Below are 25,629 nucleotides of genomic sequence, written 5' to 3' on the forward strand. Positions count from 1 at the left end.
GATAACTTAAAAATCATACCTGAGAAGTAGCAAAATAAATCTTAAGGAATAAAGAATGAATGGGGCATCATTATCGGCTGCAAGTTGGGAGTTTTGGATTGATAGAGGCGGAACTTTCACTGATATTGTGGCAAAACGTCCTGATGGCCAGTTAATAATTCACAAGCTACTTTCAGAAAATCCTGAACAATATACAGATGCAGCAGTCCAAGGAATCAGAGAAATTTTAGGAATTGCGGCTGATGCACCAATCCCAGTCGATCGCATTGCGGCAATTAAAATGGGAACAACTGTGGCGACAAATGCTTTATTAGAAAGAAAAGGCGATCGCACTGTTTTAGTGATTACTCAAGGATTTGGGGATGCCTTACGCATCGGTTATCAAAACCGTCCCGATATTTTTGCCCGTCAAATCATTTTGCCAGAAATGCTCTACGAAAGAGTCATTGAAGTAGAGGAACGTTACAGCGCCCAAGGTGAAGAATTAATCCCGTTAAATCTGGATGCAGTTCGCCCACAATTACAAGCAGCATACAATGATGGCATTCGCTGTTGTGCGATCGCGTTCATGCACGGCTACCGCTACACCACCCATGAACAAGAAATTGCAGCTTTAGCCAACAGTATTGGATTTACGCAAATTTCCGTCTCTCACCAAGTCAGCCCTTTAATGAAATTAGTCAGCCGGGGTGATACAACGGTTGTCGATGCTTATTTATCCCCCATCTTGCGGCGATATGTAAATCAAGTCTCCCATCAATTGGCATTAGGGAATCAAGAAGCAGAAACTGGCGAGATAAGTAACAAGCAACAAGGATCATCCCCCCACTCCCCCAAACTAATGTTCATGCAATCCAACGGCGGACTCGCGGATGCAGAAAACTTCCAAGGTAAAGACAGTATTTTATCTGGCCCGGCTGGCGGGATAGTTGGGGCAGTGCAAACAAGCCGTATAGCTGGATTTGACAAGATTATCAGCTTTGATATGGGCGGTACATCTACTGATGTGGCGCACTACAACGGCGAGTATGAACGCACCTTTGAAACCGAAGTGGCGGGAGTGCGTCTGCGAACACCGATGATGGCAATTCATACCGTTGCGGCTGGCGGTGGTTCGATTGTGCAGTTTGATGGTTCGCGGTATCGGGTGGGGCCGGAATCGGCAGGGGCAAATCCCGGCCCGGCGGCTTATTCTAAAGGTGGGCCGTTGACGGTGACTGATTGCAATGTGATGGTGGGCAAGTTACAGCCAGAGTTTTTCCCCAAGGTGTTTGGGGCGAACGCCAATTTACCCTTAGATGCAGAGGTGGTGAGGCAGAAGTTTCAGCAATTGGCGGCGGAAATTGGAGATGGGAGAACGCCGGAAGAAGTCGCTACAGGATTTTTAGCGATCGCAGTTGATAAAATGGCGAATGCCATCAAAAAAATCTCTCTCCAGCGTGGTTATGATGTGTCGGAGTATACGTTGTGTTGTTTTGGTGGCGCTGGTGGGCAACATGCTTGTTTAATTGCCGACGCTTTGGGGATGCAGCAGGTATTTATCCATCCTTATGCGGGGGTGTTGTCTGCTTACGGTATGGGTTTGGCAGATGTACGAGTCATCCGCGAGAAGTCGGTGGAAGCGGTTTTGAATCAGGGTGTGTTGGGAGAAGTGGAGTTAGAGTTTGTGGGGTTGGTGGCGGAGGCGGTAGGGGAAACGAACCGCCAAGGCGCGGAGGGCGCGGAGGGAGGAGAGGCTGCTACACCCTTACACTCTGACACCCCTACACCCTTTTTGGAGATTTATCGCAAGGTGCATCTCAAGTATGAGGGGACGGATGCACCGTTGATTGTGGATTTTGCTGATGTGGTGATGATGCAGGCTCAGTTTGAGGAGTTGCATCGTCAGCGTTACGGGTTTATTGCGCCTGAGAAGCGGTTGATTGTGGAAGCGGTGGCGGTTGAGGTGGTGGAGAAGCATGACGCACTGGAGGAAGCTGTAATTACACGTAGGGACAATAAAGAGACTGTAGCAATAGCAACTATACAAATGTATACTGCTGGGTCATGGCAAACTACCCCAGTGTATCAACGCCAAGATTTACAGCCAGGAGATTGTGTAGCAGGGCCAGCCATTATTGTCGAGGCGACGGGTACAAATGTGATTGAACCCCATTGGCAAGCCGAGTTAACTGCACGCAATCACTTAGTACTGACGCGACAAACAACACAAAAAACACTCAGCACTCAGCACTCAGCACTCAGCACACAAAAAGATCCTGTGATGTTGGAGATTTTCAATAATTTGTTTCGCGCGATCGCTGAACAAATGGGTATAACCTTACAAAATACCAGTTCCTCTGTCAACATCAAAGAACGGTTAGATTTCTCCTGTGCAATTTTTGATGGTGCTGGACAATTAGTCGCCAATGCACCACACATCCCCGTACACTTGGGTTCGATGAGTGAAAGTGTGCAAGCTTTAATTACTAACTATGGCGACACCATCAAACCCGGTGATGTTTTTGTTTCCAATAACCCCTACAACGGTGGTACTCACCTACCAGACATTACCGTTATCACCCCAGTCTTCCCCCACTCTCGGTTGGTGAGCGCAGTCGAACCACGCCCATTATTCTACGTCGCTTCACGGGGGCATCATGCAGATATTGGCGGTATTACTCCCGGTTCAATGCCGCCAAATAGTACAAATGTCATTGAAGAAGGCATATTAATTGATAATTTCCAGTTAGTTGCAGCAGGTAAATTCCGAGAAGCTGAATTAGTTAGTTTGCTGACCAGTGAACCTTACCCCGCACGCAATGTTTTGCAAAACTTAGCAGATTTAAAAGCCCAAATTGCCGCCAATGAACGTGGTGTACAAGAACTGTTAAAAATGGTAGACCACTACGGCTTAGAAACTGTCCAAGCCTACATGAATTTTGTGCAGGATAATGCTGAAGAATCTGTAAGACGTGTGATTGAAGTTTTGAAAGATGGTAGTTTTAGCTATGCCTTAGATAATGGCAGCGTGATTCAAGTCGCAATTACAATTAGCAGAGAAAACCGCAGCGCCAAAATTGACTTTACAGGTACTTCTAGCCAACAGTTAACTAATAACTTTAATGCCCCAGCCGCAGTTTGTAAAGCGGCAGTTTTATATGTTTTTCGCACATTAGTTAATGATGATATTCCCTTAAATGCTGGATGTCTAAAACCTTTAGAAATTCACATTCCTGAAGGTTGTATGTTAAATCCTGCTTATCCGGCGGCGGTGGTGGCGGGAAATGTGGAAACTTCCCAAGCTATTACCGATGCTTTATATGGTGCGTTGGGTATTCTCGCTGCTTCTCAAGGAACGATGAATAATTTTACTTTTGGGAATGAGCGTTATCAATATTATGAAACTATCTGCGGCGGTTCTGGTGCAGGTGCAGATTTTGATGGGACAGATGCAGTTCACACCCACATGACTAATTCCCGTCTCACAGATCCCGAAGTGTTAGAATGGCGCTTCCCAATTGTGTTAGAAAATTTTGCTATTCGGGAAAATAGTGGTGGTCAAGGTCATCATCATGGCGGTAATGGTGTCACTCGTCGCTTGCGTTTTCTGGAACCAATGACCGCAGCAATTTTGTCAAATCACCGCATAGTTGCGCCTTTTGGTTTATCTGATGGTGCAAGCGGTGAAGTCGGACGAAATTATGTTGAACGGTGTGATGGAACTGTTGAGGATTTAGGTAGTAAAGCTGTGGTGGAAATGAATATTAATGATGTGTTTGTGATTGAGACTCCTGGCGGTGGTGGTTATGGTTTTACTGAATCATTCATAAGAGATTATTTATAAAGTAAAAATAAAAATTCTCGTAGGGTGTGTTAGGCGCAAATTGTGTAACTCATTCATCACAAAATATATAGCGCCTAACGCACCATCATCATCTGGCGGTGCGTTAGGCTGAAGCCATAACGCACCCTACTTAAATCACTTCTGCTTTAAATCACTGCTTTCTGACGTGGACAGTCAAACACCACCACAAAATTAGCGTCTGGAATGAGTTTACGTAAGCTTTGTAAATGACCATCTGCATCGGAACGACTGCGAAATCTTGCAACTGTAACCCGTTGCATATCTGGAAATAAACGCGCAACAATCCAAGAATTTAAACGTTCTTTGTAAGCGTAGGTCTGAGTTTCTGAGACGAAATCTTTGTAATTGCTGTTTTGTGGCATGATTAATCTATCCATAAGGAGTTTAGTAAAGGGCGTTAGCGAGTCTCTTGGCGGGGATGCTAACGCCTCTTCAACAAAAATTGAATCTCAATACCATATCGTTTGTCAATTGTCAATTGTTAGCGCCAAGTTTTAGCGCCAACAAATTTTAACGCCCAAAAATATGGATCTAAGAGCATTAAGACACCGTACAGGATGAAGAATTAGTGATGTAGCTATTGAATTAGATTGCGCTTTATCTTCGATTCGTAACTGGGAGAAAGGTAGAACAACACCCAAAATGGAAGTATGGCAAGTATTTCGTTTGCGGGATTTATATCAATGCACTGAAGAAGAATTAGTACAAGCAGCCAAAAAATCGACGTTGGCTGAAGATAGTTAATTTTGCTGGGATATTATTTGAATTCCGAAAGTTGCTTTTTTATAAACAAGCGATCGCATCATCTCACAATAGACATAAATGAGTCCTCTCTCTTACGGAAGAAGACAGAAAAATCTAAACTTTAGTGAGAGATAAATACAGGCAATGACTGAATATTGTAAAAATGTTAGCAAGGAAAAAAGAACTATAGACAATCACAGTTAATTTCAGCTTCGCTAAAATCAACTCAGAGTTTTATTATATACAGGTGAAAAAGAGTTCATTTATTATGATATCGGAGACGAGCAATACAAGATGTAAAAGCACGTTGCAGCGAAATTTTAGCAAGTTATTCTAGTTAGAGATGCGGTAAAAATATCAATGTTAAACAGAAACCGCTTGCAAATGCAAAATGCACGGAATTCAAAAGTAGTTAAGGTTGCAGCAGCGATCGCCACCTTCACAGGTAGTTTTGTGCTGCTTGGGTGGATGTTCAACATTGAATTTCTCAAAATAGGTAACAACCCTAGGTTGTTCACCATGAAAGCGAACACAGCATTATGTTTTATCTTATTAGGTGTGTCGCTGTGGCTGCTACAAATCAACCAAAATCAGCCAGCCAAGCAAAAACAGCAAGTTTATTTCTGGCTGATGAGAGTATTGAGTTTCATCCCTATAATTATTGGCTTACTCACAATCATTCAATATTTGTTTGGTGAGAATTTTGGCATTGATCAGCTGCTGTTGCGAGATACACAAACTCCTGCTGTGTCAGCTTATCCTGGACGGATGGGAATTAATACCGCCATTAACTTTTTCTGTTTGGGCTGTGGGTTAGAAATTTTAATCCATCCAAAACGCGAACGCCATTATTGGTATGCTCAAATTTTGACTTTGATAGCTGGTGTAATTTCTTTAGAAGCATTGATTGGTTACACCTACGACATCAAAATTCTCTACAGTTTGTTTTTGAATGGCACACCAATGGCATTGCACACAGTATTAATGTTTAGTGTGCTGTGTATCGGGATTCTCTGGTCAAGTACTGACCAAGGATTTATGCACGTCATTACCAGTGAAAGTTATGGCGGTTTGTTGGCGCGTCGTTTATTAATAGCGGCGATCGCTGTACCTTTATTATTAGGCTGGTTAATTGTTCAAGGTCAACGAGTCGGATATTATGATTCAGCTTTTGCCATAGCGATATTTGCACTGGTTTTGATTATTATTTTTGCTCTGTTAATTTGGCAGTGTGCTGCTTTAGTAGAAAGGCTGTGGTACAAGCATGAACACACGCAAACAGCACTTAGAGTCTATGAAGAAAAACTCAAAAGTTTCGTAGATGCGAACATCATTGGAATTGTGTTGGGTGATATTTATGGCAACATTCACCAAGCCAATGACGAATTTTTGAGAATGGTTGGCTATACCCGCGCAGATTTACTCGCGGGTGAATTAAACAAAGACAAAATCATCTTACCAGAGTACCTGGATTTAGATGCACAAGCGATCGCCGAAGCCCAAAGTAATACCAATGGCGCTTGTACACCATACAAAAAAGCATATCTCCGCCAAGATGGTCGTCGCATACCTGTATTAGTTGGTTATGTTCTCGTGGGAGAAACAAGGGAAGAATTGGTAGCTTTTATTCTGGACTTAACCGAACGCCAACAAGCACAAGAACAAATTCTCCAACTCAATCGAGATTTACAACGGCGAGTAGTCGAACTGCAAACCTTATTAGATGTGATTCCGATAGGAATTGGGATTGCGGAAGATCGTGAATGTAGAAATATTCGCGTTAACCCTTGTTTTGCCAAGCAACTCGGTATCTCCACAGATATCAATGCTTCTCTGACTGCGCCTACCGCAGAACGACCCCAAACATTTAAAGTTTACTGCGAAGGTCGAGAATTATCGCCAGAAGAACTACCAATGCAGTATGCAGCCGCACATGGTGTAGAAGTTTTGGATTTGGAAGTGGATGTGGTTCATAACGATGGCCGAGTCACTAACTTATTAGAATATGTTGCACCATTGTTTGATGAAGAAGGCAACAGCAGAGGTTGTATTGGCGCATTTTTAGATATTACTAGTCGCAAGCAAGCTGAAGAATTACAGCAAAACCAACGCAAATGGCTGGAAGATGTGTTAAATCTTATGCCCAGACCATTGCTGTTGATTGAACCAGGAACAGCAAGGGTGACATTTGCCAATCGCACAGCCAATGAGTTAGCAGGCGGTGAATTTCCCCAAGGCATCCCAGCCGAAGAATATCACACAGCATATTATTATACAGATGCCACAGGGGATCGCATCCCCAATGAGCAAATGCCAGGGGTACGTGTTGCCCGTGGTGAACGTTTAAATGGTATAGAAGTAGACTGGCACACCAGCCAAGGCACATATTCTTTATTAATTTTTGCAGATACACTGCCAGCAATGCACGGTTTTCCAGCTACCTGCATTTTCGTCTTCCAAGATATTACCAAACTCAAGCAAGCCGAAAAAGCATTATCAGTAGGTAATCAACGGCTGCAATTACTATTTAGTACTGCCAGCGCCTTATTATCTAGTCAGCAACCAGTCACACTCATTGATAGCGTTTTCTGCCAACTCCAAGAACAAATTAGTATAGATATTTACCTTAACTACTTGGTTGAAGATAATTCTCAGGTCATGCGTCTTGCTTCTTATCGAGGCTTTAGCGAGGAACTAGCAAAAGAGATTGAGTTGTTAGAATTTGGTCAAGCAGTCTGCGGTACTACAGCCCAATATCGCCAACCCATTTATGTTGAAAATGTCCAACAATCAACTGATATCAAAACAGCATTAATTCGTTCTTTAGGTATTCAGGCTTACTACAGTTACCCTTTAATTGCTCAAGACAAGTTGTTCGGGACTCTTTCTTTTGGTAGTTGCAGCCGTAATTTCTTCACCGAAAATCAAAGAAGTATGATGCAGGCGATTTGTGATCAAATTGCGATCGCAATGGAACGCTCAAGTTTAATTACTTCCTTGCAGCAGCAAACAGAGCAGTTGCAGCAAGCCAACCGGATGAAAGATGAGTTTTTAGCTATACTTTCCCATGAATTGCGATCGCCCCTCAATGCAATTCTCGGCTGGGCGCAATTATTACGCAGTCGCAAACTCAACGAAACTCAAATCAGTAAGGCGCTAGAAACCATTGAGCGGAATGCCAAGATGCAAACCCAAATGATTGAAGACTTACTTGATATCTCACGGATGATTCGCGGTAAGTTACAGCTAAAAGTTGCTACTTGTAATTTAATCACGATTATTGAATCGACAATTGAAACTGTCACTTTAGCCGCCCAAGCCAAAGAAATCGAGTTGCAATTTGCGTGGGCAAATTATGGAGAAGCACCATTTTTAATTTCTGGTGATAGCGATCGCTTACAACAAATTATCTGGAATTTGCTATCAAATGCTATTAAGTTTACACCCCAAGGCGGTAAAGTTGAAATTCAACTTACCAGAAGTGTTGCTCATCATTCCGAATCTATCACTTACGCCCAAATTCAAATCATTGACACGGGTATAGGGATTAACGGCGAATTTCTCCCTTACGTATTCGATCGCTTCCGTCAAGCCGACAGTTCCAGCACCAGGGCGCACGGTGGCTTAGGGTTAGGTTTAGCAATTGTGCGTCACCTAGTAGAATTACACGGTGGTATGATCACTGTTGATAGCCCCGGAGACGGACAAGGTACAACCTTTACAGTTAAATTACCCTTACTACTCAATAAAGAAACTATATCTGCACCAGTCAGCCTAACTGAAGCTAACAGTGATATTTTACCTGCGTTTCCCTCCCTAGCTGGTGTGCGCGTCCTAGTTGTAGATGATGAAGCCGACACCAGGGATTATATATCCACAGTATTGCAACAATGTCAAGCCCAAGTAAAAACCGTTGCTTCAGTCCCAGAAGCATTACAAATGATTGCTCAGTGGCAACCAGATGTGTTAGTTAGTGATATTGGGATGCCCGGTGAAGATGGCTATTCATTAATTCGCCAATTGCGATCGCAACCTCCAGCACAAGGCGGTAAAATTCCCGCCGCCGCCCTCACCGCCTACGCCAGAGCCGAAGACCGAATGCGTGCTATTCAAGCAGGTTTTCAACTACATCTACCTAAACCCATCAAACCTGCTGAATTAGTGACAGTAGTCGCCAGCTTAGTCGGTAGAACTTGAAACCTCCCCTCATTTCCTGGAAGAAGGCAAGAGTTAAAAGGCTTATGGTACGCCGTGTGCAACTTTCTCTCAAACCTAACCCCCAACCCCTTCCCTACAAGGGAAGGGGAGCAAGATTCAAAGCCTCTCTCCGCTTCGGGGAGCCAGCGCGTTGCGGAGGTTCCCTCCGTTGTAGCGACTGGCGTGAGAGGTTTGGAGAGGGGTTTCAAGAATAAGTTGCACATCGCGTTATGGTGTAAACACACAAATAAATGTTAGTTGAGTCCCACCTCGGAATCAATTCCGAGTCTCATAGCGCAAGTCATATTCAGATGACTCAAGCAAAAATGTCTGACAGTCCATAAAGCGTGGACTTTGGCTATGAGCCTGGAAATTTATACCAATTCGCAATGACGCGACGCTCGTTCCTCGCTAACGCAATTAAGAAATCTAGCTCCAGTAAGACTTTCCTGATTTCTATCTGTCGCATTCTTCTTTCAAATTGGTATAAGTTGCGTTCAGAAATAGTATTCCTACTCCCTACTCCCAGCCCAAATTACTATCTTTGATTGCAACTTGGTATGATTTATTCTTTTTACAACCTACTCCTGCGGAAATTACTGCTCAGAAATTGTACTTATATTTAGCACTAATCATTACCAAATATTAATGTCCGGTTTACGGTTTTTTCATCTCTCCTTATTAAACCGGATTTATATTTCAGTCGCTAACTCTTCTTTTATTTCTGTATTGACTACAGAAATCATTTTGTTCTGCCTAAAAAAATAACCACAAATGAAAAAGTCTAAATTTGCCAAACTTCTTCTACCTATTGCTTTACCAGCATTAGTTTTCACTTTGTTGAATGCTGTCCAAAAACCTCTAACAGCGCAAAGCTCAACAAATGTTCATTTAACAATGGGAAACCCAAGCAGCGCAACAAATAATGGTATTGTAAGCAATAACTTATTATTAGTTAAATCCCAGTATGCAACCTCACATAACTGTGCCAAAGGAATCCCAAATTGGGTAAGTTGGCAATTAAACTCATCATGGTTAGGAAGTGCGCCACGCCAAGATGATTTCCGTGCAGATACTACCTTACCTTCTGGGTGTTATCGAGTTACTACTACTAGTTACACAGGTAGCGGCTTTGACAGAGGACACATGGCTCCTTCTGCTGATAGAACTAATACAATTGCCAATAATTCTGCTACCTTCTTAATGACAAATATCATTCCTCAAGCTCCTGATAATAATCAGGGTGTCTGGGCAAATTTGGAAGATTATTCTAGAAGTTTAGTGGCTCAAGGTAAAGAACTTTACATTATTTCTGGCGGTTACGGCACTGGTGGAACAGGATCAAACGGTAGTCGCACTACTATTGATAATGGTCGCGTCACGGTTCCCGCCAGAACTTGGAAAGTTATTGTAGTTTTAGACAGACCAGGTTTAGGAGTTAGTGGCGTAACTAATGCTACTAGGGTAATTGCTGTTGATATACCCAATGTACAAGGTGTCAGAAATGCAAATTGGAGAAGTTACAGAGTTAGTGTTGATACTTTGGAATCAAGAACTGGGTACGATTTCCTTTCTCAAGTTTCTACCTCTATTCAAAGTACGATTGAGGCTAGAGTAGATAATTTATAAAAATATAGGAATAGGGTTTGATTCCTGAATCTAGTTGTGTAAGCAGGGAGCAGGGAATGGGGAGTAGGGAGTAGGAAAGAAGCCTGCGCTGGGTGTACTGATTTTTTTCCCAAATCAACTATGAGTCCTATAGTTATAGGACTTACGCAAAAAAACGGAAGTATATTAGTGGAGTAGAGACGTTAGATGTAACGTCTCTACATAATGATTTTGGTTTTTACCATTGGCGAAATTTGTTCAACTCTACGAGTTATACCTAGTACAGGTCGGCGTAAATAAACAGACTATCTGGAATTGCTAAAAGGCTTGTGGTATCGTTATTCTTTCTTTTTCCTTTTGCCTTTTTACTTTTGCCTTGTTGTACTAGATTAGGTTTCAATAACTTTTGTCGAAATTCCTGCTAAATCACCAGCAGGAGTTTTACCAAAAATATAGACATCAATATCTATCCTCCCTAAACGATAAACTTTGATATCTGAGAGATTTTCCTTGAGTGTTTGAACTAAGGATTTAAATTTCTGTACATCTTGTCTTTGAATTTCATCGTGCCATTCTTTTTCTTCAGCTAAGTTACGAAAAAAATAATCTAGTTCTACTATTTCTATGGGCGTTTCTGCGGGATGATTTGTTAGCTGAAGAAGTTTTTGATTAGTTAAACTCTCTTGACCTTCTCCAGACCAAAAAAACACTTCAAAGGGAGATTCTGATTCACTCATCATCAGCAAACTATGAGAATTTTGCTGGAGCTTCTGCATAACATGATTAGTCATATACTTGGGCAAGTAAAAATAAATTAAACCTTAGAAATTAAAACATATCTATAAAATTTTTCTCAAATTTTAACACTATTCTAAGAACTGGTGCGATCGCTCAATTTTTATATCAACATATTGAGTTTCCCGGCGGCTGTTCCTAAAGCATAGGTAAGAATTATACTTTGATGAGCGATGAGGATTTGAATATGTCACCTTGGACTAGTCTGATCACTGCTTTAACATTACTGCTGTACTCAGTTATCACAATTAATGTCGGTCGAGCTAGGGCAAAATATAAAGTTATGCCTCCCCAAATGACAGGCGACCCCAATTTTGAAAGAGTACTAAGAGTTCAGCAAAATACTCTAGAACAAACTATTTTATTTCTCCCTGGCTTATGGTTGTTTTCTGTTTACATCAACCCATTATGGGGGGCAGTAATTGGTGCTATTTGGCTCATAGGCCGTATTGTCTACGCTTGGGGATACTATCAGGCCGCAGAAAAACGAATGATTGGTTTTGCCATTACTACTATGAGTGGAATGGTGCTGCTTTTAGGTTCGTTAATTGGTATCATTCTCGCTTTGGTGAAGCCATAAAATACTGTAGAGCTTGAGATAATTAGGACTTACGCAGACTCTACGATTTCTTGGCGTTCTTGGCGGCTTGGCGGTTTGATAAATTAAGCTTTTCGGGAATTTTTGCGTAAGTACTGGATAAGTAGGGTGGGCATTTTCAGTAAAAATCTCGATTAACCTACAATATATTAGTGAATGCTCACCTTAAAGATACTGAATTTTTGTAATAATCAAATATGAATACTGGTTCAAACTGATATGATAGCCTGTCTGATACTTGCGCTGAATTTATAAAATAGTTTTAGTTCCCACCTTCCAGGAAAATCAGATAAGAGATTAAATAAAGTCTCCTTAGATTAAGGTGTTTCTCACAGAGCTTTACACAGCTTCGTACTTGATAAATATTTTCATAATATCGTTAGATGAAACCTAAAATATTGGAGAAAAGAGAATAACAGTATAATTGTTAAAAATTATTTTGATGTTAAACAAGGCAAATTTAAGGGAATACTAAGCGCAGTTAAAATACTTCGACTATAACTGCGATGTTAGCATTATCTGATAAAGTGTTCTCTTTGGCTGGTTATCGAATTTTAGAACAAATCTATTCTGGTAGCAAGACCCTAGTTTATCGAGGAATTCAAGAACAAAACAAACAACCAGTAGTAATTAAACTGATCCGAAATGAATATCCTACCTTCAGTGAAATTGCTCAATTTCGGAATCAATATACAATCACGAAGGATCTCAATTTACCAGGAATAATCAAGCATCTTTGTTTAGAGAACTATCGCAATCGCTATGCCTTAATCATGGAGGACTTTGGCGGCCTATCGCTCAAAGATTGGGGCAGATATAATAAGGCTACACAAGAGTTTGGGATTACCCTACAAGAATTTTTTCCTATTGCTATTGCGATCGCATCTATTTTAGAAGGTTTACATCGTCATCGCATCATTCATAAAGACATTAAACCCGCAAATATACTGATTCATCCCCAGACTTTAGAAATCAAAGTTATTGACTTCAGTATTGCTACCCTCCTACCAAGAGAAGTTCAATACCTGACAAACCCCAACGTACTAGAAGGAACACTAGCTTATATCTCTCCTGAACAAACAGGTAGAATGAACCGTGGGATTGATTACCGCAGTGATTTTTACTCTTTAGGTGTCACCTTTTTTGAACTTCTCACCGGACAGTTACCCTTCAACAACACTGAAGCGATGGAGTTGGTTCACGCCCATATTGCGAAACAACCACCAAGCTTACATCAAATTAATCCCAATCATCCGCCAATTTTATCAGCCATTATCAACAAATTAATGGCTAAAAATGCTGAAGACCGCTATCAAAGTGCGTACGGACTCAAGTATGACTTAGAACTTTGCTATCAGCAATGGCAAACAAGCGGTAATATAGCCACCTTTGAGTTAGCAACTAAAGATGTTTCTGACCGTTTTCTCATCCCCGAAAAACTCTATGGACGTGAGAAAGAAGTTGCTACCTTACTTGCAGCCTTTGAGCGAGTTGCTAAAGGTACTACAGAAATGATTCTCGTCGCTGGTTTTTCTGGAATTGGTAAAACCGCCGTAGTCAATGAAGTACATAAACCAATTGCTAGACAGCATAGTTATTTCATCAAAGGTAAATTTGATCAATTCCAACGAGATGTTCCCTTATCAGCATTAGTCCAAGCTTTTCAAGATTTGATAGGACAAATCTTAGTAGAAACTGATAGTCAAATTCGCCGATGGAAAGACAAAATTCTGGCAGTATTAGGTGAACAAGCCCAGGTAATTATCGATGTAATTCCGGCTCTAGAACAAATTATTGGTCAACAGCCAGCCGTTACAGAACTTTCTGGAACTGCTGCTCAGAATCGATTTAATTTGTTATTTCAAAGATTTGTCCAAGTATTCAGCATTAAAGAACATCCTTTAGTGATTTTCTTGGATGATTTACAATGGGCAGACTCAGCTTCTTTGAAGTTTATCCAACTTTTAATGAGTCAAACTCCAACCAGTAATAAAGAATCTAATGTAGTTACGCCTGAACTCAAAAATAATTTATGGAACCCTGTATTTGAGGAAGAAGTTTGGGAAGATGATACTGACCAGAAAGTTATCCCAACAGAAGGAAACTTTTTATTAATTGGTGCATATCGTGATAACGAAGTTTATCCAGCACATCCCTTTTGCTTAACGTTGCAACAAATTGAGCAAGCAGGAGCAAAGATTAATCAGATTACCCTAGCTCCTCTCCATCAAACTCACTTAAATACCTTAATTAGTGATACTTTACATTGCCCTCAAGCAATGTCTATGGCTCTGGGTCAAATGGTGTTTGCTAAAACCAAAGGTAATCCATTTTTTACTACTCAGTTTTTGAAGTCACTGCACCAAGATAGCATAATTAAATTTAACTTTGATTTAGGTCATTGGCAGTATGATTTGGCAGCAATACAGGCATTAGTGCTGACTGATGATGTTGTCGATTTTATGGCACAGCAAATTGAAAAATTGCCATCATTGACACAGAATATATTAAAGATGGCAGCTTGTATTGGACATGAATTTGACTTAAAAACTCTGGCGATCGTCAATGAAAAATCTGTAGTAGACACAGCCTCAGATTTATGGATAGCCTTACATGAAGGTATTATTTTACCTCAAACTGATGTTTATAAGTTGTTTCAAACTTATTCTAAATCAGCAGAAAATCCCGAAATTACAAACTCTCCAGAACTTTTCAACAATAGTTTTGCAGTTCCGAAATACAAATTTATTCACGATAGGGTGCAACAAGCTGCTTATTCTTTAATTTCGGAAAGTCAAAAGCAGGAAACTCATTTAAAAATTGGCCTGTTACTTTTTAATAGCATCCCAGTAGCAGAGCGCGAAGATAAAATTTTTCAGATTGTCAATCAATTTAATATTGCGTTAGAACTAATTACCGAGCAGGAACAGCGTAATGAACTAGCTCAAATGAATTTTTTGGCTGGACGTAAAGCTTTAAGCTCAACAGCTTATGCAGCAGCAATTAAGTATTTAACAACAGGAATCTCACTCCTCTCATCTGATAGCTGGCAAACACAATATGAACTTTCGTTAGCTTTGTATGAAACCGCAGCAGAAGCAGCATACCTAGCTGGTGAATTTGAGCAGATGGAGCAATTAATTAATGTGGTATTAGCACAAGCTAAAACTCTGCTAGAGCAAGTAAAAGTCTATGAAGTCAAAATTCAAGCTTACGGCGCACAAAATAAAGCATTGGAAGCTGTTAATACTGCACTCACTGTTTTACGACAATTAGGTGTCGAATTTCCACAAAATCCTGATTCATCAGACATTCAATTAGCAATAGCAGAAATAAAATCAAATCTTGATGGTAAATCAATAGAAGAATTAATTGAATTACCAGAGATGATAGCTGATGAATCACTTGTAATAATGCGTCTTTTATCTGGGGTATCTGCTTGGGTATATCAAGTATATCCTCAACTTTTTATCATGATTGTCATTAAACAAGTTGAGTTATCTCTCAAATATGGTAATGCTAAATTGTCTGCTTATGCTTATGTCCTTTACGGCTTAATCCTGAGTGGAATCATGAGAGATATTGACTCTGGCTATGAGTTTGGGAATCTAGCTGTAAACCTAATCGATAAGTTTAGTGCTGAAGAATTAAAATCCAAAGTAATTCAAGTCTTTTATGCCACTATAGCCCATTGGAAAAAACATACTAAAATTATAATTAATCCTTTATTAGAAGGTTATTCAGTTGGCTTACAAACAGGGGATCTAGAATTCGCAGCCTACTGTATTTATTGCCATTCATATTCTTCGTATTTCACAGGCAAAGAATTGAATGAATTAGCATCTGACATGTCAAAATATAGTGATGCCATATCTCAAATCAAACAAGAAACAATACTGAAATGGCATAATATTTATCGCCAAACAGTTTTAAATTTGTTACAGATTCAAGAAAAAGCAACTTGTTTGATTGGTGAAGCTTACAATGAGGATGAAATGCTAATAATTCATCAGCAAGCTCAAGATAGGGTAGGACTTTTATATTTACACTTTAATAAAGCATATCTCTGCTATCTCTTTCGATCTTTTACCCAAGCGATTGAAAACTTGGAGTTGGCAGAACATTATTTAGATAGTGGAATTGGCAATTTAGTTATGCCTCTTTTCTATTTTTATGATTCGCTAGTGCGACTTGATACTTATGATGAGATTCTCACAATAGAACAAAATTCTTTACTGGATAGAATCAGAGCTAATCAGGAAAAAATGCAGAATTGGGCGCATCATACCCCGATGAATTACCTACATAAATTTTATTTAGTGGAGGCAGAAAAACATCGCGTTACAGGTAAATATCTCGAAGCGATCGAATCTTATGATCGTGCTATTTCCCTTGCTAAACAAAACGAGTACATCAATGAAGAAGCTCTGGCTAATGAATTAGCAGCTAGATTCTATTTAGAATGGGGCAAAGAGAAAATCGCTCAAACCTATCTCACTGATGCTTATTATTGCTATGTTCGTTGGGGAGCAAAGGCAAAAGTTGATGATTTGGCAACACGCTATCCTCAATTACTTATGCCCATACTTCAGCAAGAAAAATTGAGTTTTCAAGTAGCTGACAGAATCACGATTCCTACTTATCAATCTCTATCAACGCAAAGTAATTATCCAACCTTCTTTGGTTCTAAAACAAGTATTTCGGAATCACTAGATTTAGCTTCTGTGATCAAGGCTTCTCAAACACTCTCTGGAGAAATTGAGATGGATCAACTGCTGTCTAAATTAATGCAAGTTGTGATGGAAAATGCCGGAGCATCTAAATCTGCTTTGATTTTAAGTGGAAATCATAACTCAGAATTAAGGGTCGTAGCTCTCAGTTCTAGTGAGAATTTTGCAGCTATTTCTACAGAATTACCATCAATTTATGCGGGGTCTAGTAATGATATTCCGATTACTTTGATTAAATATGTTAACCGCATCAAAGAAGTATTTGTAGTTGATGATGCAAAGACTGTTGATTTCTTAGCAGAAGACCGCTACATTATCAGTCAGAAGCCTAAAAGTCTCTTGTGCATCCCGATTATAAATCAAGGTAAATTGCTGGGTATTCTTTACCTGGAGAATAGTCTAACTACCGGAGCCTTCACCCGCGATCGCATTGAAGTTTTAAAACTGCTAACTACTCAAGCGGCTATTTCCTTAGAAAATGCCATACTCTACAATAATCTAGCCCAGGCAAATCAAAACTTAGAGGAATATAACCATAGCTTAGAAGTAAAAGTAGAAGCTAGAACCCAAGAACTAAACAATAAAAATCAACATCTGCAAGAAGCATTGCAAGAACTACAACGCACACAAACCCAATTAATTCAAAGCGAAAAAATGTCTTCATTGGGTCAAATGGTAGCGGGAATTGCTCATGAAATTAATAACCCAATTAACTTTATTCATGGCAATATTGCTCATGCTAGTGAATATGTCAAAGATTTGCTAGATTTAGTAAATATTTATCAGCAAGAATGTTCTCATCCTTCTGATATATTAACAGCAAAAGTCGCAGAAATTGATGTGGAGTTCTTATCTGAAGATTTGCTAAAAATTCTGGATTCTATGGAAGTGGGTAGTTCTCGTATTCGCAATATAGTTTTAGGTTTGCGTAACTTCTCACGCTTGGATGAGGCAGAAATGAAGACTGTTGATGTTCATGAAGGTATTGATAACACCTTGATGATTTTACAGCACAGACTTAAAGCAAAAAGTGATGCTTTGGAAATAGAAGTTATTAAAGAATATGCAAAAATACCTGAAATCAGTTGTTATGCTGGTCAACTGAATCAGGTATTTATGAATATTTTGAGTAATGCGATCGATGCTGTAAATGATTCAAGAGCTAATATTAAGAAACCCCAAATTCATATTTATACTGCTCTAAAAGATTCAAATACTTTGCAAGTCCGCATTGCTGATAATGGTTGTGGGATGACTGAAGCAGTTAAGAAGAAAATCTTTGACCCATTTTTTACTACAAAACCTGTTGGTAGTGGTACAGGGTTGGGATTATCTATCAGTTATCAGGTGATTGTAGATAAACATAAGGGTCAGTTAATTTGCGATTCTACCCCCGGCCAAGGAACTGAGTTTGTGATTGAAATACCAATTAAGCAGTAAAGTGACTGACTTATGATGCAGATGTAGTTGCTGCACTCGCTAACGACCTATGAGAGTTACGTGGTCTACGAATTAACATCTGAATTCCATTAGTAGGCCCAATACCGAAACTTCTCCGATGAACTCTCTCTGGCTTTCGACTTACCAAAGCAAGTTGATAATTGGACAAAACTTTTGCGACTACTAGCTTCATTTCAAATAAAGCCAAAGCTTCACCAATACAACGGCGTGAACCACCACCAAAAGGTAAAAATTCATAAATGGAAAATTGTCTGTCGAGAAAGCGTTCTGGTTTAAATTGATCAGGTTCTGGATATAAATCTTTATGGTGATGAGTAAGATAAATACAGCCAGCTACAACAGTACCAATATCTAATGGATATCCAAGTACTGTTACTGGTTCTTGAACTACCCTGGGCAAAGTCAAAATTACAGCTGGATGAATTCGTAAACTTTCATTACAGACTGCTGTCAGATAAGGCAGTCTGTAAATATTCATAGGATCTGGTGATTCACCAAGATTATCAAGTTCTTCGAGTAATTTTTTCAGAATTTCCGGTTTGTAGTGAATCCAATACAATACCCAAGCCATCGACATTGCTAAAGTTTCTTTGGCACCAAACATCATCAGTATTAATTCATCTCGCAACTCCTGATTTGTCATTGCTTTGCCTTCTTCATCTTTTGCTGACATGAGCAAAGAGAGAACATCTATTCGATTTGGATCGAATCTTTGGCAACGTTCGTTAATTTCAGCATAAAGCAACTCATCAATTTGTTGCCGCAACTTCAAAAATCTCCCCCAAGTACTCCAAGCGCCTAAGTCTTTTTGCAACAAAGGAAACATTAGCAAGCTGGCATTAAGTGGTGAACCAAAAACATCTAGAAGCGATGCCAAGAGATGCTTGATTGTTTGATAACGTTCACCTTCATATAATCCAAAAATAGTTTGTAGTGTTACTTGTAGAGAAATCTCTTGCATCGCAACACAAGCTGAAAAAGGTTGTTCTACAGGTAAGTGAGCAAAAACTTGTTCAGTTAAATTAGATATTATTTGACCATAAGCTCGCATTCGTTCTCCATGAAAAGCAGGCATCAATAGTTGTCTGCGTTTTTTGTGAAGACTACCATCAAGCATAGCAATACAAGAACTACCAACGATGGGTTCTCCTATTCTGTTAAAGCTTCCAGGTGCTGTAAACTGTTTTCTATCGTTGCTTAAAATCTCTTGGATTCCTTGAGGATGGCTGACAAATACGACAGTATCTCCAAAACCAACTATACTGCCAGTAAAGATATCTGGATATTGCTTGTTTGCCTGTTTCATATATCCTACAGGATCAGCAACCCAATGTAGCTTTTGTATCAAAGAAGCAGTTTTCAACTGATTTGGTAGTTGCATACGAATATACCATTACAACATTTTATTGATATCTTTTGAATTTTGATAAATTCTAGATTAATTGGAAATATTTTCCACCTCAAATAACTTCTAACTAACTTTAGCTAAATCTATTTTTTCAAGGGTTTGATATCTTCCAGAATAGGAATACCATGCTAAATGTCCACTAATCCAAGCATGTATTCCTGATAAATATTTAGCAATTTCATTATCTATCTTTTCTCCATAAGATGGAATACATGACTCCATTTGAATTAGATTTTCAACTTCTTGATTGTGCATTTTTATAGCAAGATTAATTGCTAAATTCAAAGATATTTTTTGTTGATTTTGAAGGATTAATACTAAATTATGAACATGGTTAATTGCTAATTCTTTTGGATATGAGAATATATCATTAGACCAGCAAATAATATTGGTAGCCATCAGTTTTATTTGGTTTAAAATTTCGTGATTCCTCAAAAAATCTGTAATCTGTAATTTATCGCAGAATTCAGTTAATGCCAGAGAAGTTTCTACTCCTATTGTTGCTCTACGTATATTCATATAAGTTTCCATACTAGGTATTATTTTCAGCGTACTGATATTTGCTTCTTTTTCACAACCATAAAAATAATCTTCAAAGGTATTAATGAAGTGATTGAATACTTGTTGGCTACCTAATCCTAGCATTCTTATTCTTATATCACTTAAAGCATAACTAAGAGGTATATCTTCATTAGTAAGTTCTGCCCCTTTTAATATTTGAATAAATCTTGTATGATAAGCCTTTAATAGTTCGGGCTTTAAGGTTGACATATCACATTGGTCATCCCAAATAAATATCCAACTCATCCAATCATTAGCGACTTTGAGTTCTTCTATTTGACAGTAAGGATAGGTAAGTGCAACTAACATATAAAATTTTGCTTTTAAAAAGCGTTGATATATTAAGTTGTTAGTTAGAAGATTATATTGTGTAACCCAATTTAAAGCAGATTCTTCTAACAGATCAGCATATTTATTGATTTGAGAAGGAAATGGGCAGTATAAATCGGGGAAAACCAACTTTTCCATAAATCCTCTGCAATTGTAATCAATTCTCGATTTCTGAAGCTTTAGACAGTGGCTAATTCGGAGATTGACACTTGCACTCACAATACTTGCAGCATCTAATTTATGCAGCTATAAACCAGATATTTAACTCTTATTCATGCTTAATTTACTTTGCAGCCATAACAAAATAGCTGCAAAAATACACGTTAATTTTGCAGAGAAATATTTGATATCTGCGTATATAAAAATAGTCTCACGCAGAGCCAGCTTTAAGCTATGAGCAATGAGTAGCTAAATATTCAGCAATAGCTACCAAAATAAACTCACTAATTAATTAGATTTGCTAGAGTATTGTCGAAACTTTAATGAACAGCACCTTGGTTTTTACACTGCATGAAACACAGTGTAAAGCTTGTTTTTGTTTGTCTATGCCACTATATCGAACACATCTTGAGACTTTGTTTAACGAAGTTTTAAACTCAAGACTTAACTTGTTTCATCATTTTTTAATACTTTTAAATAAAAGATAACAGTAATTTTGTGTAATTAGTTAAGTCAAATTATGTATTTTTGATACAGTGTAAGATAAAATACTGTATTCATCTAAGTATTTCTAAATTGATTTAATGAATTGCTTTAATAAATCGATTAAATTTATTCTTTTGATAAAAATTTTATTTTTATACAAGTAATACTAGCATTTTAAATTACTTATTTTTTCAGCATTATTACGATATTGTCACGATACTCTGACATATTACTAATTTAGACAGGTAATACTTACTTAAAAAGTATCAAAAAATCATGAAATATCTTAATCTTTATACATTTTTCTTGCTTTTAGTAGATGAAATAGTGGGTAAATACACAAAGCTATAATTGATACTAGCTAAAAAGATACACTAAGTATTTAATTATTTTATTTCAAATGATAGTTGAAAAATATAAGCTTTTATGGGTGTTCTATTTACTAGCTTGCAGCATAGGCTAGGTCAATTTTTATGGCTCAAAGTTACATTTTGCAAGGGCTAGTCTTCTAGCTTGATAAAACAAGTCTGTTATCTAGCAGAAAAGATTCTCTTTAAATGCTGACATTAGCTGATCAAGGTCAACATCAAAGAAATTATTATTGGCAGTATAATCTATAACCAATAAATATCAAGCAAATAAGCGTATTTTTATTAGCTATGGACTGGAATAGCGATCGCAACTTGCAGCATGAGGCTATTAATCTGATGAATAGCGACTCTCTCAAAGAGTTCCATCAGTTATGGGGTGTAAGTAATCGGTAAAATGGGTGTGTCTGTAAATCGTGTTAAGACACCAAAGTAGCCAATCTGTATGTTCTCAACAGCTGATTTTCTTCAATACACCCAGTGGTCGGGTATTGCTACCTTAGTATTTGCTGCCTTAGCAATACTGGCTTTTATTTTTAAATGGGGCATTCGCTTTCGGCTGGTAGGTACAACTGGCTTTATGCTGGTGCTAACAGGCGGGTTATTTGCTCTATCTTTAGTACCCTTAAGTCGCACAGTGATTCCGGGAGCCGAAAAATATACGCTGGTTTATGATAATGGTTCTACGCAAACAGTAATTTCCATTAATCCCAAAATTTCCCCTTCAGCTTTAGAAGCAACTTTGCGTCAAGCCGCCAGTAATTTATATTCCTATGGTCGTTTAGGTAAACAAGGCGACAATTATCTAATAATTCGCGCTCGTACTCTGGTACATCCTGAACCTGGAGTTTCTGTACCGCTTTACCTTGGTCAAATTAAACGCAATTTGGCTTCACGGGAAGATATGAATATGTCAGTTGAGATTTACACAGATAAATTTGCTCAGTTGTCAAAGCCTACGGCTTAGGGACTTCTAACTCAAAGAGTAAGCAGGGAGCAGTGGTTCGGCTCCTTTCGACTGCGCTCAAGGCAAGTCGCTCACCAACCGGGGCAGGGGGAAAAAGAAAAAAGCATATAGCCCCAGACTAAAGTCTGGGGCTATACAAACTAAACCCACCTACGCTAGATTATTTCAGTTTTTTGCTAGTTTATAAGTATTTTCCCTAACAGCAAAGTCTAATTTTGGTGTTAGGGAAGACATCAATTTTTTTTGTATTTGACTATACAATAGAGATTATTTTTAGATTAAGATATTACTTACTAATTTCATCAATGGAAAAATGTTTAGTGGGTGCTGCTCGTAAGTGATGGTGAGTTTTGTTGATAGGCGACTGCCTTCTATAAATATTATGTAATCCTACTAGCATCAATACAAATTCAGGTTTTGCCTAACTAGTTATTATATGCCCCATCAATCAGCTACTACGTTGTCTACTCAAACATCTAGTTCATTATCGGCACTGGCGATCGCTCCGGCAAAAGTCATCCGTGGATCTGGAATCTTGTCAGCAGCACCAGAGGAGATTGCCCTGTTAGGCAGTCGTCCTTTAATAATTGCAGGCAATCAAACTCTAGCCCTGACTCAAAATACTTTACAACCAATTTTAGAGCAACAACAGTTGCATACTGCTCAAGCTTCTTATGGTGCAGATTGTTCAGAAGCCACTTTGAAATCTTTAAGGAAGGCGGCAAAAGAACACAAAGCCGACATGATTATTGGTGTTGGTGGCGGTAAAGCATTGGATACTGCAAAACTAGTTGCTTTTCAGTTGCAGTTACCAATGGTGACAATTCCCACTTCCGCCGCTACTTGTGCAGCTTGGACAGCCCTTTCTAATGTATATTCTGAGACAGGGGCTTTTTTGTATGATGTGGCGCTGTCTCGCTGTCCTGATTTATTGATTCTGGACTATGATTTGATTGCCACAGCGCCAAAACACACCTTAGTAGCTGGCATTGGGGATGCGATCGCTAAATGGTACGAAGCCTCGGTGAGTAGTGGACATTTACAACAGACTTTAATTATTGCCGCAGTCCAACAAGCCAGAGTTTTACGCGATATTTTATTCCAAAAGTCAGCCGAGGCTTTAGAAAAACCAGGCAGTGAAGTTTGGCAAGAAGTTGTGGATGCAACCGTTTTACTAGCCGGAGTCATTGGCGGCTTGGGTGGGGCGCAGTGTCGCACCGTTGCTGCCCATGCTGTACACAACGGCTTAACTCACATTGCCGGACACACCAGCATCCACGGCGAAAAAGTCGCATTTGGTATTTTGGTGCAACTGCGTTTAGAAGAAATGATTTTGGGTAATCAGTTAGCCAGCACTGCTAGACAACAGTTGTTGAAGTTTTATGCAGAGATTGGCTTGCCCCAAAAATTAGATGATTTGGGATTAGGCAACATTAAATTGAGCGAGTTAAAAACCGCAGCCGAAATTTCTCTCGCACCCAATTCGGATATTCACCGCTTACCTTTCAAGGTAGGACTAGAACAGTTAATGGCCGCGATGGTTTCGACAACTGCACCCACAGACAGCAGAGAATCAAACATTCGGGTGGCAGTAAAGACAAGTGATCAGCCAATTGAAGAGTAAAAAACTTCCGGCTGGCAAAATGACGCTTGATTTTTTGCCCAGATTACCAAACTCAGATTTTGCTCACTTTATAGATTTCTCCAATTGATCCACAGCCGCCAACTGTGATGTATGAGAGAAATTTTACTCACAAATCAACTGTATCAAGAAGTGGTACATCAATGACACTGAATTGGATTGCCCCAGCAGAACGTATACAGAAACTGCCAGCTTATGTATTTGCCCGTCTGGATGAACTCAAAGCTAAGGCAAGGGAACAAGGATTGGATTTGATTGATTTGGGGATGGGGAACCCGGATGGCCCCACGCCTCAACCAGTCGTAGAAGCGGCGATCGCCGCTTTGCAAAATCCCGCCAATCATGGTTATCCGCCCTTTGAAGGAACTGCGAGTTTTCGCCGTGCGATTACCAACTGGTACAATCGCCGCTATGGTGTAGTGCTTGATCCCGACAGCGAAGCCTTACCGCTACTCGGTTCTAAAGAGGGATTAGGACATTTGGCAATGGCTTATATTAACCCTGGTGATGTGGTTTTAGTACCTTCACCAGCTTATCCCGCCCATTTTCGCGGGCCGGTAATTGCTGGGGCGCAAATCCATAACTTGATTCTCAAACCGGAAAATGATTGGTTGATTGATTTAGCGGCAATTCCCGAAGAAGTTGCCCAAAAAGCCAAAATTCTCTATTTCAATTATCCCAGTAATCCCACTGCTGCCACTGCACCGCGAGAATTTTTTGAAGAAATTGTCGCCTTTGCCCGGAAATATGAAATTCTGTTGGTGCATGACTTGTGTTATGCCGAGTTAGCTTTTGATGGCTATCAACCCACCAGCTTGTTAGAAATTCCTGGCGCTAAAGAAATTGGCGTGGAGTTTCATACCTTATCCAAAACTTATAATATGGCTGGTTGGCGGGTAGGTTTTGTTGTCGGCAACAGCCAAATTATCCAAGGTTTACGGACGCTGAAAACCAACTTGGATTATGGGATTTTTGCCGCCTTGCAAACAGCCGCCGAAACCGCCCTGCAATTGCCAGATGTCTATTTACACGAAGTTCAACAGCGTTACCGTACCCGCCGCGACTTTTTGATTCAAGGGTTAGGAGAGTTGGGTTGGGATATTCCGAAAACCAAAGCCACCATGTATCTTTGGGTGAAATGTCCTGTGGGTACAACTTCCACCGATTTTGCCTTGAATGTATTGCAACAAACAGGCGTGGTAGTGACTCCGGGGAATGCCTTTGGGGTTGCGGGTGAAGGCTATGTGCGGATTAGTTTAATTGCAGATTGCGATCGCTTAGGTGAAGCTTTACACCGCTTTAAACAAGCCGGCATCTCATATCAATCGGAAAAATTAGTTTCTGTGCCACTTTAATAAGTGACATGAGATTTTAACTATTAACACCTCCACTCCATTATAGTGGAGGGTTAAATTTCAAAAGTCTTGAATTATTGTGTTTTCATTGGGCAAGTTGGGGAAAAAGATTGTACTTTGCCGAATGAGATTCATCTTGTGAATTTGCTGCAAAAATTGTTGTCTAGGCTGCAATATTGTATTTGCCAAGCTAATTGGTCAATAGCTAAAGTTTTCCTATACCTTGCAAGTCCCTAATTGTTGATATTTATAGTTAGAAGCATTTTTTGAGAAATTTTATTTGGTTTTTCATAATATTTTTACAATACAGAAATCTGCTTGGGAATTTTATGCTATCTTCCTAATCAGAGGCTATCTGGGCGTATCAATTCGC

At 39.4% G+C, this 25,629-nt stretch carries 12 protein-coding genes; 8 read left to right on the forward strand and 4 right to left on the reverse strand.

The window, feature by feature from the left end; genetic code table 11:
- Positions 1–55: 55 nt before the first annotated feature.
- Positions 56–3,826 (forward strand): hydantoinase B/oxoprolinase family protein, encoded by a 3,771-nt coding sequence (locus tag H6G28_RS02575; protein ID WP_190668768.1) that lies wholly within the window; start codon positions 56–58, stop codon positions 3,824–3,826.
- 146 nt (positions 3,827–3,972) lie between these two features.
- Here H6G28_RS02575 and H6G28_RS02580 read toward each other — a convergent pair whose 3' ends face one another.
- Positions 3,973–4,209, reverse strand: coding sequence for a hypothetical protein (locus tag H6G28_RS02580; protein ID WP_190587980.1), 237 nt, complete (start codon positions 4,207–4,209; stop codon positions 3,973–3,975).
- Between the two features lie 742 nt (positions 4,210–4,951).
- On the opposite strand from H6G28_RS02580, the gene H6G28_RS02590 reads away from it, so the two are divergent.
- Together H6G28_RS02590 and H6G28_RS02595 are read left to right on the forward strand one after the other, a co-directional pair.
- Complete coding sequence (locus H6G28_RS02590; protein WP_190668769.1) at positions 4,952–8,788, forward strand: ATP-binding protein; 3,837 nt, start codon at positions 4,952–4,954, stop codon at positions 8,786–8,788.
- 774 nt (positions 8,789–9,562) lie between these two features.
- Entirely contained in the window at positions 9,563–10,417 is an 855-nt protein-coding gene (locus tag H6G28_RS02595; protein WP_190668771.1) for a DNA/RNA non-specific endonuclease, read from the forward strand.
- 368 nt (positions 10,418–10,785) lie between these two features.
- On the opposite strand, the gene H6G28_RS02600 is transcribed toward H6G28_RS02595, so the two are convergent.
- Positions 10,786–11,187, reverse strand: a complete 402-nt coding sequence (locus tag H6G28_RS02600) for a nuclease A inhibitor family protein (protein WP_190587977.1) — start codon at positions 11,185–11,187, stop codon at positions 10,786–10,788.
- A gap of 191 nt (positions 11,188–11,378) precedes the next feature.
- On the opposite strand from H6G28_RS02600, the gene H6G28_RS02605 reads away from it, so the two are divergent.
- Together H6G28_RS02605 and H6G28_RS02610 are read left to right on the forward strand one after the other, a co-directional pair.
- Positions 11,379–11,771: an MAPEG family protein gene (locus tag H6G28_RS02605; protein WP_190587976.1), complete on the forward strand. Its 393-nt coding sequence runs from the start codon at positions 11,379–11,381 to the stop codon at positions 11,769–11,771.
- Positions 11,772–12,295: 524 nt separating this feature from the next.
- Positions 12,296–17,959 carry a trifunctional serine/threonine-protein kinase/ATP-binding protein/sensor histidine kinase gene (locus tag H6G28_RS02610; RefSeq protein ID WP_190668773.1) on the forward strand — a complete coding sequence of 1,888 codons (5,664 nt, stop codon included), beginning with the start codon at positions 12,296–12,298 and terminating at the stop codon, positions 17,957–17,959.
- Between the two features lie 10 nt (positions 17,960–17,969).
- Here H6G28_RS02610 and H6G28_RS02615 read toward each other — a convergent pair whose 3' ends face one another.
- The gene (locus H6G28_RS02615; RefSeq protein ID WP_190668775.1) at positions 17,970–19,361 is read right to left on the reverse strand and encodes a cytochrome P450; all 1,392 of its coding nucleotides are present in this window, start codon (positions 19,359–19,361) and stop codon (positions 17,970–17,972) included.
- Positions 19,362–19,451: 90 nt separating this feature from the next.
- Positions 19,452–20,417 (reverse strand): terpene synthase family protein, encoded by a 966-nt coding sequence (locus H6G28_RS02620; RefSeq protein ID WP_190668777.1) that lies wholly within the window; start codon positions 20,415–20,417, stop codon positions 19,452–19,454.
- Positions 20,418–21,737: 1,320 nt separating this feature from the next.
- On the opposite strand from H6G28_RS02620, the gene H6G28_RS02625 reads away from it, so the two are divergent.
- The 3 genes from H6G28_RS02625 (at position 21,738) to H6G28_RS02635 (ending at position 25,256) form a co-directional block, all read left to right on the forward strand.
- On the forward strand, positions 21,738–22,259 hold the full coding sequence (locus H6G28_RS02625) for a Ycf51 family protein (protein ID WP_190668779.1): 522 nt from the start codon (positions 21,738–21,740) through the stop codon (positions 22,257–22,259).
- 436 nt (positions 22,260–22,695) lie between these two features.
- Positions 22,696–23,883: an iron-containing alcohol dehydrogenase family protein gene (locus H6G28_RS02630; RefSeq protein ID WP_190668781.1), complete on the forward strand. Its 1,188-nt coding sequence runs from the start codon at positions 22,696–22,698 to the stop codon at positions 23,881–23,883.
- Between the two features lie 161 nt (positions 23,884–24,044).
- A complete protein-coding gene (locus tag H6G28_RS02635; protein WP_190668783.1) occupies positions 24,045–25,256 on the forward strand; it encodes an aspartate aminotransferase in 1,212 nt (403 codons plus the stop codon).
- Positions 25,257–25,629 lie beyond the last annotated feature (373 nt).

It is taken from the genome of Nostoc sp. FACHB-190 (assembly GCF_014696905.1).
Taxonomy (GTDB): domain Bacteria; phylum Cyanobacteriota; class Cyanobacteriia; order Cyanobacteriales; family Nostocaceae; genus Nostoc_B.